This window comes from Clostridium polynesiense (assembly GCF_000820705.1).
In the GTDB taxonomy this organism is placed as follows: domain Bacteria; phylum Bacillota; class Clostridia; order Clostridiales; family Clostridiaceae; genus Clostridium_AA; species Clostridium_AA polynesiense.
The window spans coordinates 80,824-92,664 of record NZ_CCXI01000133.1; the positions used below are offsets into that span (position 1 = coordinate 80,824).

Consider the following 11,841-nt stretch of genomic DNA (forward strand, 5'->3'; position numbering starts at 1 on the left):
GCGTATAAATTTCCTCCCTGCAGTTTTTAAATGCCTATAAGTTCTAAAAGCTCCTTTTCAGTAAAACTCTTTATAAAGCCTCCCCGCTTTTCCTCCTGAAAAACGCTGCTTATTATTCTTCTTTTTCCTTCCTGAAGCCTGTATATCTTTTCTTCTATAGTCCCTTTAGTTATAAGCTTTATAACTTCAACGGTATTTTTTTGCCCTATACGGTGTGCCCTGTCAGAAGCCTGATCCTCTACTGCCGGGTTCCACCAGGGATCAAAATGGACAACTATATCAGCTTTGTTTAGATTAAGGCCTGTACCTCCTGCCTTAAGTGATATTAGAAAAATAGAGGTAGTATGACTTTCATTAAACCTGTTTACAAGGTTTATTCTCTCCTCAGAGGAAGTGCTTCCATCCAGATAATAGAAAGCAATATCTATATCTTTAAGCTCTGCTCCTATATTTTTTAAAACCGAAGTAAACTGTGAAAACACCAAAACTTTGTGTTTTTCCTCTACCGCCTGCTGAAGAAGCTCTATAAGCATCTGAATCTTTGCACTTTCCCCCTGATAGTTCTCCACAAAGGATCTGGGATCACAGCATATCTGCCTAAGCCTTGTAAGAGCCCCCAATATTTTAATCCTGTTTTTTTCAAAGCCTGTTATATTTATTTCTTTACGGATTTTACTGCTGGCAGCTGCCAGATATGCCATATATAGCTCCTTCTGCTCTTTGGTCATATCAACATACACCTTATGATGGATTTTAGGTGGAAGCTCTAAGGCTACATCCTTTTTAACCCTTCTGAGTATAAAAGGCTTTATAAGGGAGTTGAGCTTGTTTAAAGCCTCCGCTTGGCTATTTTTAGATATAGGTCCTTGAAACTTTGATATAAATCCATTATAGGTTAAAAGATATCCGGGCATTATAAAATCGAATAATGACCATAGCTCCAATAAGGAATTTTCAATTGGAGTGCCTGTAAGGGCAAACCTCACCTCACTGATTATTTCTTTGGCGCATACAGCATTTTGTGAATAAGGATTCTTTATATTTTGAGCCTCATCCAGTATGAAGCAGTAAAAACTCTGCTCTCTATATATCTCTATATCCTTTTTCAGTAAACCGTAGGAGGTTATTATCACATCGCAGTTTTTAAGATTCATTATCTGCTCTGCACGCTCTTCCGGTGTTCCGTTTATTATCACAGCCTTAAGTGAAGGTGCAAACTTTTCTATTTCCTCCTTCCAGTTATAAACAAGGGAAGTAGGAGCAACGATTAGCGAGGTACCTTTATGCTTTTCAGAGAGAAGAAACGCAATAGACTGAAGGGTTTTTCCAAGCCCCATCTCATCTGCTAATATCCCTCCGAACTTCATGTATGCTATATACTTAAGCCAGGTGTATCCAAGCTTCTGATATTCCCTCAAAACTCCTTCAAGCTCCTCAGGAACAGATGTCTCAAGCCCTTTAAAACTCTTTATTTCCTTTAAGGCTTGGGCTAACTCTTCCTCCATAGCTACATTTGTTATGTTCTCCAAATTTGTAATCTGCTGTGCAGCAAAGGCTTTATATAAAGGAAGCATAACAGTACCTTCCTCTAACTGCGGCTTTTCTATACCCATATTTTCAACAAAATCTACAAGCTTTTTAAGTTCTTTATTTTCAAGATCAATAAAGCTTCCTTTACTCAGTTTAAAGTATTTCTTGTTATTTTTAATAGCTTTAAACAGCGCAGCTATATCCTTATTATTTAGATCTTTAATAAAAAAGTCTATCTGCAGCAGATTATTTTTATTTATGCTTAATTTTGCCTGAATATTAGAATGATCGTATATTTTAAGGGTTTTAAAATCCTCTGAGTAATATATGTCGCATAGTTCCTGAAGCTTTACCACTCCATTTTTCAGAAAATAAAATATATCTTCCTCTCCTGAAAGCATAAAGCACTGTTTTTCCTTTTTAAAGTTAAGCTCTGAAATCAGTCTTTCAATATTTTTCTCTTTGAATTTATCTCTGAGTATGAGAGCAGAGTTATCCTTGCTGCTATCTTCCTCAGGAACATGTATTTCTTCGTTACCGTAGCTATAGATAAGGCTGCATTTTATTTTGCTTCCCTTTTTATCTATATAGGCTTTTGCTTTCAGCTTTTCAATTATATAAGCATCTTTAATTTCATTATCTATTTCTATATTTTTTCCAATATTCCTTAAAAGGGGCAGCATATAGGATCCATATTTTTCTCCCTCAGAACTTTTTATTTTAAACAAAGGTTCTTCTGAATTTCCCATGGCCTCCTGGAGAATTAAATACAGTTTTACCTGTTCCTTTGAAGGCTTATATATACCTTCCTTATAATAGAAAATGTTGTTTTCATCATCCAGGCTTAATGGAAGTTCCCCTTTTGGATTTACTACTATGTTTTCTTCCTCTTTATAAACTGAAAAGTCCAGCGGCAGATCCTCTTCATAAAAATATACCTCACCTATTTCCGTACTGTTAATGGTGGTTTTAATCTCCATATGAGAGACTGCCTTAAAGAAATTTTGAACCTGTCTCGAAGGAATAAACAGCTTTCTTCCCTCCAGAAGCTTTACCCTTCCTCTGTCATAATCAGAACTTAATCTGTTTATTTTATTAAACTCATAGATATCCTTAAATAAATCTATAAGCTTCTTATCCTCCTCTTTAAATTCCTGATTATCTAAATCAAGAGTAAAAGTGCTGGATAAGTTATAAGGTGGTCCTCCATCAATACATTCCAAAAATTTTTCCATATCTTTTACAATATATAATCTGTTAATGCCTATCTTAACCTCAACATGACTTTTAATTCTTCCTGAGGTGAAATAATAATAATGTATTTTTATATTGAGTTTCTCTTTTTTAACCTCACTGCTTAAAAGCATCTTATCCAGCTTGTTTATTAGCTTTACGCTTTGAAAGGTACTCCTCTCCTCAGTAACAAGATTAATTTTTTCGTTAAAAAACTTTATGAGCACTGATGATATGTGAGGGCATATTCCTTTTCTTCTGTAGCTTTCATTAAAGTAGGGGCAGTCGCAGTAGAAACCTGTAAATCCGCTGCTGTCGTTAAAACTTATCTGAACATTGTATAAGGACTTGCTTTCCTTTGATTTAACCCATGTATCTATGTAATACCTGTTTATAGAGGTATTTTCAGTGGAATAAATCTGCACCACAAAGTCCTCTACAGCACCGCTATTGTAGAGATTTTTTCCCTTTTCTAAATTTTCTTTCTCTGCATAATTATGAATTATTTTTTCATCGTAAATCATTATATTACTCCTACTCAGAAACTCTGATAAATATTTCACAATATTATTATAAACGAAACCGGTGAAAAACTAAAGCTAAAAACCAACAATATACATTTATATATTTATTACTAATCATTATAATTTTTTTCTAAATCCCCTAATATTTCCTTCAGTTCCTTCAGATTATAAACTAAAGATCTTTTTTTATCCTCTTCTAAAGAACTAATAAGTCTTGTAAGCTCTTTTATCATGATTTCTCTTTCACTTGTAAGAAGTTTCCTTCCCTCTTCAGTGAGCTCATACAGCGTATTTCTTCTATCCTCACTATCAGTTTCTCTCCTCACTAAATTTTCCTCGTGCAGCTTATTCATCATGATGCAGAGACTTGAGGTGGAAACCGCCATGCTGTCGCTTAACCTCTTAAGCGGAGACCTCCCCATTTTTTCAAGCTTTGCAAGAGTTCTGTATTGAGATTCAGAAAAACTCCTATTATTTATATTAGCTTGGACAGTCCTTATTAGCTTTTTTAATATCATAGCTAATTCGATAATATTCATTGCGGTTTCCTTTGTTTCCACAGTTGATACACCTCTTTTAAATTTATAATACTATTCCAGATTGCTATTGCAATAATTTTTTAATTATCTATGGGCTTCATTTTTATTAAAGCCTTCTTTTTCCATCTTCCTGAATGATAATAAAATTGGGTTAAAGCAGCTCCGATAACCCATCCTGCAGGAATTGACCACCATATACCATTACTGCCTAACCTTTCTGCAAGGAAATAAGCCACAGGAACTCTTATAACCAGCATGGATAACAAAGAGGTTATCATAGGAACTATAGTATCTCCTGCTCCCCGCATAACTCCGTTAGTGATAAACATAGCTCCAACCACAGCATAAAAGGAGGCAACCCTTACTATATATGCCTTTCCTTCTTTTATAACCCCAGGCTCTGTATTGAACAGCCCTATTAGCTGTTCACCGAATATATTGATAACTACAGAAGTCATCAAAGAAATACCTATAACCATTATCATTGTTGACCTATAGCCCTTTTTTATCCGTTCTGTCTTCCCCGCTCCAATATTCTGACCTACAAAGGTAGATATAGCGGCACCAAAATTCATTACTGGCATGGAAGCAAAGGAGTCAACCTTTGAAGCAGCATTAAAGCCAGCCATGGTGTCAGCACCAAATCCGTTTATCAAACTCTGCATAGCCATCATTCCCACTGAAAACAGAACCTGCTGTATACCTGAAGGTATTCCTATCTTTATGGAAAGATTAAAAATATCCCTATGGAATTTGATATTTTTGATTCTAAATTTAAATATTTCATGATTTTTATTTAAGTGGTAGATTCCAAATATAAAAGAACAAAATTGAGCTATTATAGTTGCCCACGCTGCCCCTTCCACTCCCATTTTTAAAGGTATAACAAATATTATATCCAGTATTGTATTAATTACTGTAGATATTATAAGAAACCTTAAAGGTGTCTTAGAATCCCCCAGCCCCCTCAGTATAGCACTGATGGAATTATAACCAAACATTCCTATCATTCCGATAAAGGTTATATTCAGATAATTTTTAGCTTGAACAAAAACCTCATCCGGGGTTTTAAGAAGCTTTAAAAGTGCTGTACTGCTTATTAAACCTATTACGGTGATGGAAATAGAAGCAAAAAACAAAAAGATATAAGTAGTATCTATAGTGCTTTTAACTCTTTCCATATCCTTCGCTCCATAATATTGAGATATCAATATGGTAGATCCCATAGTAATTCCCGCTATTAAAGAAATGAGAAGAAATACTATAGGAAAGCTTGTACCTACCGCTGCCAGCGCTTCTTTCCCTACATATCTTCCTACTATTATGCTGTCTACAGTGTTGTATAACTGCTGAAATACATTCCCTATAAGCATTGGAAGTGCAAAGCTAAATATAAGCTTCCCTTCATTTCCCTTTGTCATATCTTTCATTTGTTAGCCCTCCATCATACGTAAATCATTTTACAATAAAATTATTTTATACTAAAATGATTTTAAGGTCAAACAAAAAAATGTTTTTAAGATTTAAATTGTATGCACAATCTTCTCCGCTAAAATTCTCGGTACATACACAAAAAAGGGATGATGGTATAGAATCCGGAGAGTTCTTTGTCCATTATCCCTTTATGCATTTATCAAGTTTTCATTTTAAATTCATAGCCGCACCTTCTGCAGGTGGCTGTGATTTTTCCTTTTCCTCTTGGAAGCCTAAGCTTCTGACCGCATTTTTCACACTTCACTATTTTATAGTTCTTTTTCTGATATATATACTTTTCCGCCTGTTCTTTATAATATCTAAAGGTTTCTCTGAAGCTTCCAGAGCCGCCATTTCCCTGCCCACCTTTAAAGCTTCTGCTTATCCAGCCTTCAAATTTATAAAGCTCGCTTTTTCTTGTAAATATATCTTTAGAATAAGCCCTCCAAAAGGCAAAGCCTATAGCAATTATTCCAAAGGCAATGGTACCTCTCCATAAGAGCAGCAGAACTCCTATTAATAAAATTATTGTAGATAACTTATCAAATCCATATCTTCCTTTAAATAAATCCATTTTGCTACCTCTCATGCCAAAATACAGCTTAAATTATATATTATTATCTATTCATGAAGGCTTCGATATCTTCTACGGATTTTATCATGCCCTCAGTTAAATTAACTGTTCCCTCTGAAGTTACAAGAACATCATCTTCTATCCTAACCCCTATTTTTTCCTCTTCGATATATATACCGGGCTCTACTGTCCAAACCATTCCTGGCTGGAACTTAATGTCCCTTTTTCCTACATCATGGGTATCCATGCCAAGACTATGTCCTATTCCATGCCAGTAATACTTTGATACTTCGGATTTATCTTTTATAAGTCCAAGCTTAACGCATTCTTCTCCTATCCATTCTCTGGACTGCTTATTAAGTTCTAAGTAACTCACACCAGGCTTTATAGCCTCAATTACTCTTTCATTCACCCTTAAAACCGCATTGTATACTTCCTTCTGCCTTTCAGTAAACTTGCCGTTAGCAGGGAAAGTCCTTGTAATATCCGCATTATAATAATTCAGCTGAGCTCCTAAATCAAACAGTACTAAATCATTATCTTCAATCATACAGTTATTATCTACATAATGGAGTACAGTTGCATTAACCCCTGATGCCGCTATAGTTTTAAAAGCATAGTCTGTAACTCCCTTTGATTTGCACACAAAATCAAAATATGCCTCCAATTCGCATTCTCTCATTCCGGGTTTTGCGTTATTCATTAAAGCATGAACACCTTTAATGGTGATTTCTATTGCTTTTTTGATTTCTTCAACCTCTTCATCAGACTTTACCATTCTAAGTTCCGCAATGATGTTGTATATATTTTTTATAGTTACTTGTGGATATTTATTTTTAATCTTCAAAGCATATCTTTCTGTTATGCTTTCTAAACTGTCATAACTGTCCCTTTCAAGATCCATATATATGTCATTTATTTCATTATTGAAAATGTAGCTGTGAAGAGCAGCGTTAAAGGTATCTGCATAAGCTATGTCCTTTATGCCTGATATCTTTTCTGCCTCTTCTTTTCTTATGCTTTTTCCCACCCATCTTTCAAGCTCTGGATTAGGTTCCTTAATAAACAGTTTTTCTACAAACTCTCCGTCTATTTTTGCAAGAATAAGAAGGATATCTTCTTCATCTATACCTGTAAGATAGTAAAAGTTTCTATTAGGAGTAAACCTGTAGTGCTCGTCAGCAGATTTTTTTACAGACTTTCCTGAATATAAAACCACTAGAGAATTTTCTTTTATCCTGTTTAATAGTTTTACCCTGTTTTTCTCAAAGACTTCTTTATTCATCCTCTTCACCTCTATTTATAAATCATTTTTATAATATTATGGACTGTGTATTTAAACCTTTTACAGCAAAAATATCTATTAAATTATTATATCACTGTGAGATTAATATATCCATAAATCATATTAAACTTACTGCATGGCTATGAGCTTGGTTTTCAAGACCTGGGGGTTTTCCCCAAGTATATTCATAACATTCCTGATATCTGTATTTAAACTGGATATATCTAAGGTAATGGTAACATTTGCTGAATTGTTTATAGGCAAGTCCTGATTTATGGTAAGGACATTCCCATTATTAGCTGCAATGGTATCTAAAACCATGGACAATACTCCGGGATCATGGGAGATAAGCAGGGCTATGGTAGCCTTTTGGCTTTGGGCTCCTTCTGTGAGAGGAAACACCTTATCTTTATATTTATAATAAGCACTTCTGCTTATGCCTACAGTCTTAACCCCTTCAGTTATATCCTTCACCATGCCTTTATGCAGAAGCTCTTTAACCTCTACTACCTTTTTAATAACATCCTGAAGAATTTCTCCATTAACTACATAAAATCTATCTTCCATTTGTATCCTCATCCTTCTACCTAAAAATTAAAATGTCAAACAAAATATTTCTTACTATAAAATAAAAATTAATGGCATCCTGAATTAATTATAACCTCCAGAACACCATTAATGGAACAATCTGTTTACAAATTATTTTATGTTAAGCTTTATCTTTAGCTTTTCCAGCATATCTTTAGTCATAGATGGCAGATCATACTGCGCTTTAAAGCCCCATTCCTCTTTAGCTGCAGTGCAGTCGATGGAATTAGGCCATGAGTTCGCTATTGCCTGTCTAACAGGATCCACATCATAGCTCATCTTAAATTCCGGAATATGCTTTTTGATTTCTCCTGCTATTTGGGATGGTTCAAAGCTCATAGCAGTTATATTAAAGGCATTTCTGTGCTTAAGCTTTGAAGGATCCGCTTCCAAAAGTGTAACTATAGCATTTAATGCATCAGGCATATACATCATATCCATATAAGTGCCCTCTGCAATAAAGGAGGTATAGCTTTTTTCCTGCAGTGCCTTATAGTAAATATCTACTGCATAATCTGTGGTTCCTCCTCCTGGAGGAGCAACATAGGATATAAGCCCTGGGAATCTTACCCCTCTAGTGTCTACACCGAACTTTTTAAAATAATAATCACAAAGCAGTTCTCCTGAAACCTTTGTAACACCGTACATAGTACCTGGTCTCTGAATAGTATCCTGAGGAGTGTTATCCTTAGGAGTACTTTCACCAAAGGCTCCTATGGAGCTTGGGGTAAAGAACTTACAATTAAGCTCCCTTGCAACCTCAAGAGCATTAAAAAGCCCTCCCATATTTATCTGCCAGGCTAAAACAGGCTTTGCTTCTGCTACTGCAGACAGCAACGCTGCCAGATGGACTATAGTATCAACATCATATTTTTTTGCTACTTCAGCCATTTTTGATGCGTTGAGCACGTCTAATTCCTCGAAAGGTCCGCCTAATACCACTTCATTATTTTCAGGTCTTCTTATGTCTGTAGCTATTACATTGTCAGTACCATAAATCTTTCTCATATGATTTACTAATTCTGAGCCTATCTGCCCAAGAGAACCTGTTACAAGTATTCTTTTCATTGTAAATCCCCCCATTATGATATTATTTTATTACCTTAAGTTCTTTCCCTACCTTTTCATATATAGAAAGTGCCTTATCAAGCATTTCTTTAGTGTGAGCTGCTGTAGGCATATTTCTTACCCTGCCTGTGCCTAAAGGTACAGTTGGGAATACTATGGATTTTGCGTAAACTCCTTCTTCAATAAGTCTTCTGCTGAATTCCTGAGTAAGCTTTTCTTCTCCGATTATACATGGAGTTATAGGAGTTTCACTGTTTCCTATGTTAAATCCTAATTTCTTAAGACCTTCCTTCATGTAATTACCGTTTTCCCATACCTTGTCATGAAGTTCTGTGCTTTCAGTCATAATTCTTAATGCTTCGATACAAGCACCGGCTGCTGCTGGTGTAAGTGAGGTTGAGAATAAAAATGGCCTTGCTCTAACTTTAAGCCAGTCGATAAGATCCTTAGATCCTGCTACATATCCTCCTACTACACCAATAGCTTTTGAAAGAGTACCCATTTGAAAATCTACCTTGTGGGATAGTCCAAAATGTTTAACGGTTCCTGCACCTTTTCCCATAACCCCTGAACCGTGAGCATCATCGATATAGGTTATAAGATCAAATTCTTCTGCTACCTTAACCATTCCTGGAAGATCTACTACATCTCCATCCATGGAAAAAACTCCATCGGAAATTACCATAAGCTTTTCATATAAACCGCTTTCTCTGGCTTCCTTTGCCTTTTCCCTTAAGTCATTCATATCGTTGTGCTTATATCTTATTATTTTGGCTCCTGATAATCTGCAGCCATCTATTATAGAAGCATGGTTAAGCTCATCGGATAATATCGCATCTTTTTTGTTCATTACAGCCTGAATTGCTCCCGCATTACAGTTAAAGCCTGATTGAAAAGCTATAGCTGCTTCAGTGTGCTTAAATTCTGCCAGCTTTTTTTCTAATTCGTCGTGAATTTCTAAGGTACCATTTATAGTTCTTACTGCACCGGCACCTACTCCGTATTTTTCTGTAGCTTCTAAAGAAGCTTTTTTCATTCTAGGATCATTGGCAAGTCCTAGGTAGTTATTAGAAGAAAGATTGATAAGTTCTTTACCATTTACTTTTATAATGGGTCCATTGGCCCCCTGCAAAGAATTTATTTCGTTGTATAATCCTTTACTTCTTAGATCCTCAAGATTTTCTTTCAAGAATTTTTCTAAAGCTTTACTTCCCATTATTATTTCCTCCTTTAACTTAAAGTATGTATATTAAAAACAAATTTTGATTTTTGTCTTCTAATATATTATAACAGACTATATGAAAGCTATCTATTCTTTTATATAATAAAAAAACCTAAATTTGCTGTTTTTTTCTCTCCTGCTTAAAACGATTACATTTTGTTGCGTTTTTCTCCATTTTCCACAATTTTATAATCAAGGCAAATGATTGCTTTACTTATTCTGTAATGTTAATATTTTACTAAGACTATTAGTCTAAATAAAAGGGGGTTGTATTTATGAAAAAAATTGGTCTTATACCAAAGCTCATTGCAGCTATTATTATCGGTATACTCCTTGGTGCCTTTGCACCTGCCTTTGTTGTACAGGTCCTCGCAACTTTCAACCATATCTTTGGTAACTTTTTAGGATTTGCTATTCCTCTTATCATTCTGGGTTTTGTAGTTTCCGGAATTGCAGATCTTGGTGCCGGAGCAGGAAAGATGCTGGGAATAACCACAGTAATAGCCTATGCTTCTACTCTTATTGCCGGCTTATTTGCTTATGTGGTTTCAATATCTTTATTCCCAACCTTTATTTCTAAAACTTCATCCTTAAGCAACGCTGTGAATCCTGAGGACAAGCTTTTAGCTTCCCTGTTTAAGCTTGAAATGCCACCTTTAATGCCTGTTATGACAGCACTTATCCTTGCTTTTTTACTGGGCCTTGGCATTGCATCTCTTAAGGGGAAAAGCGAGACTCTTTACACCGCTTCAGTAGAATTCCAAAAAATAATGGAGGCAACTATATCAAAGGTTATAGTTCCATTATTGCCATTCCACATTATGGGTATATTTGCTAACATGACTCATGCAGGTGAGGTTGGAAGGGTGCTTTCTGTTTTCTGGAAGGTTTTCCTCATCGTTATAGCAATGCATTTAACCATAATAGTAGTACAATTTATCGTTGCATCTGCTATAGGTAAAAAGAATTTATTCCAATGCTTAAAAAATCAGATTCCTGGATATCTTACAGCTATAGGTACCCAGTCTTCAGCTGCTACCATACCTGTAAACCTTCAATGTGCAGAAAAGAATGGTGTAAGTAAAGGAATACGAGAGTTCGTTGTACCACTCTGCGCTACCATTCACTTATCCGGAAGCACCATAACCTTAACAGCCTGTGCCATTGCAGTTATGATGCTTAACAACGTAAGCTTTACACTGCCTCAGATGATGGGCTTCATAGCTATGCTTGGAGTAACAATGGTTGCAGCCCCCGGAGTACCAGGAGGTGCTGTTATGGCTGCTTTAGGAATACTTCAGACAATGTTAGGCTTCACTGAAGCTCAGCTTGCACTTATGATAGCTTTATACATCACTCAGGACAGCTTTGGAACTGCCTGCAACGTATCAGGAGATAATGCTATAGCTATTATAGTAGACTCTATAAAAGGCGCCCGCCCTGCAGAGGTTGAGAAGAATAAGATACAAGCCTAACCATTATATTTTATAATTGACATAAATAAGAAAGCATTGTTTACGGGAAAGGAATGTAAACAATGCTTTCTTTATTGTGTTAAATCATATAAATAATAGTATCGGCAATTTTATAATATATTTTTGTCACTTGTCACGTGCCTGGCACCAATAGTAAATCTCTCCCGCAACTACTCCTGCTACGGCTCCTAATGTCATTCCAAAAGCGGGATGGGTAAAAATAGCTCCTATTAATACTCCCGCTGCTGATCCAAAACATATACCTTTAGCTATGTAGGTAAATTCTTTATCTGCATATTCCTTTTTATTCTCCATGTTATAACCCACTCC

10 protein-coding genes are annotated in these 11,841 nt (G+C 35.6%); 1 reads left to right on the forward strand and 9 read right to left on the reverse strand.

Translation table 11 applies throughout. From position 1 onward, the window contains the following. Window positions 1–26: 26 nt before the first annotated feature. The 8 genes from TA89_RS13455 to TA89_RS13490 all read right to left on the reverse strand — a co-directional run bounded on the left by TA89_RS13455 (window position 27) and on the right by TA89_RS13490 (window position 10,030). On the reverse strand, window positions 27–3,287 hold the full coding sequence (locus TA89_RS13455; RefSeq protein ID WP_040214091.1) for an SNF2 helicase associated domain-containing protein: 3,261 nt from the start codon (window positions 3,285–3,287) through the stop codon (window positions 27–29). Between the two features lie 110 nt (window positions 3,288–3,397). Then, window positions 3,398–3,847, reverse strand: a complete 450-nt coding sequence (locus TA89_RS17790; protein ID WP_052447506.1) for a MarR family winged helix-turn-helix transcriptional regulator — start codon at window positions 3,845–3,847, stop codon at window positions 3,398–3,400. Between the two features lie 59 nt (window positions 3,848–3,906). Then, window positions 3,907–5,256: an MATE family efflux transporter gene (locus TA89_RS13465; protein WP_040214093.1), complete on the reverse strand. Its 1,350-nt coding sequence runs from the start codon at window positions 5,254–5,256 to the stop codon at window positions 3,907–3,909. Between the two features lie 203 nt (window positions 5,257–5,459). Next, window positions 5,460–5,873 carry a hypothetical protein gene (locus TA89_RS13470; RefSeq protein ID WP_040214094.1) on the reverse strand — a complete coding sequence of 138 codons (414 nt, stop codon included), beginning with the start codon at window positions 5,871–5,873 and terminating at the stop codon, window positions 5,460–5,462. A 43-nt stretch (window positions 5,874–5,916) separates the two neighbouring features. Continuing rightward, window positions 5,917–7,158 (reverse strand): aminopeptidase P family protein, encoded by a 1,242-nt coding sequence (locus TA89_RS13475; RefSeq protein ID WP_040214095.1) that lies wholly within the window; start codon window positions 7,156–7,158, stop codon window positions 5,917–5,919. A gap of 129 nt (window positions 7,159–7,287) precedes the next feature. Continuing rightward, entirely contained in the window at window positions 7,288–7,725 is a 438-nt protein-coding gene (locus tag TA89_RS13480) for an ACT domain-containing protein (RefSeq protein ID WP_052447507.1), read from the reverse strand. A gap of 132 nt (window positions 7,726–7,857) precedes the next feature. After that, window positions 7,858–8,814 (reverse strand): L-threonine 3-dehydrogenase, encoded by a 957-nt coding sequence (locus tag TA89_RS13485; protein WP_040214097.1) that lies wholly within the window; start codon window positions 8,812–8,814, stop codon window positions 7,858–7,860. 22 nt (window positions 8,815–8,836) lie between these two features. Continuing rightward, window positions 8,837–10,030: a glycine C-acetyltransferase gene (locus tag TA89_RS13490; RefSeq protein ID WP_040214098.1), complete on the reverse strand. Its 1,194-nt coding sequence runs from the start codon at window positions 10,028–10,030 to the stop codon at window positions 8,837–8,839. A 281-nt stretch (window positions 10,031–10,311) separates the two neighbouring features. Here TA89_RS13490 and TA89_RS13495 point away from each other — a divergent pair, with 281 nt between their 5' ends. After that, complete coding sequence (locus TA89_RS13495; RefSeq protein WP_040214099.1) at window positions 10,312–11,511, forward strand: dicarboxylate/amino acid:cation symporter; 1,200 nt, start codon at window positions 10,312–10,314, stop codon at window positions 11,509–11,511. Window positions 11,512–11,637: 126 nt separating this feature from the next. On the opposite strand, the gene TA89_RS13500 is transcribed toward TA89_RS13495, so the two are convergent. After that, a complete protein-coding gene (locus TA89_RS13500; RefSeq protein WP_040214101.1) occupies window positions 11,638–11,826 on the reverse strand; it encodes a hypothetical protein in 189 nt (62 codons plus the stop codon). Between the last annotated feature and the right edge of the window lie 15 nt (window positions 11,827–11,841).

Coding starts and splice junctions, on each gene's coding strand:
- TA89_RS13490 (WP_040214098.1), bottom strand. CDS start 10,030: ATGGGAAGTAAAGCTTTAGAAAAATTCTTGAAAGAAAATCTTGAGGAT.
- TA89_RS13455 (WP_040214091.1), bottom strand. CDS start 3,287: ATGATTTACGATGAAAAAATAATTCATAATTATGCAGAGAAAGAAAAT.
- TA89_RS13480 (WP_052447507.1), bottom strand. CDS start 7,725: ATGGAAGATAGATTTTATGTAGTTAATGGAGAAATTCTTCAGGATGTT.
- TA89_RS13470 (WP_040214094.1), bottom strand. CDS start 5,873: ATGGATTTATTTAAAGGAAGATATGGATTTGATAAGTTATCTACAATA.
- TA89_RS13475 (WP_040214095.1), bottom strand. CDS start 7,158: ATGAATAAAGAAGTCTTTGAGAAAAACAGGGTAAAACTATTAAACAGG.
- TA89_RS13500 (WP_040214101.1), bottom strand. CDS start 11,826: ATGGAGAATAAAAAGGAATATGCAGATAAAGAATTTACCTACATAGCT.
- TA89_RS13465 (WP_040214093.1), bottom strand. CDS start 5,256: ATGAAAGATATGACAAAGGGAAATGAAGGGAAGCTTATATTTAGCTTT.
- TA89_RS13485 (WP_040214097.1), bottom strand. CDS start 8,814: ATGAAAAGAATACTTGTAACAGGTTCTCTTGGGCAGATAGGCTCAGAA.
- TA89_RS13495 (WP_040214099.1), top strand. CDS start 10,312: ATGAAAAAAATTGGTCTTATACCAAAGCTCATTGCAGCTATTATTATC.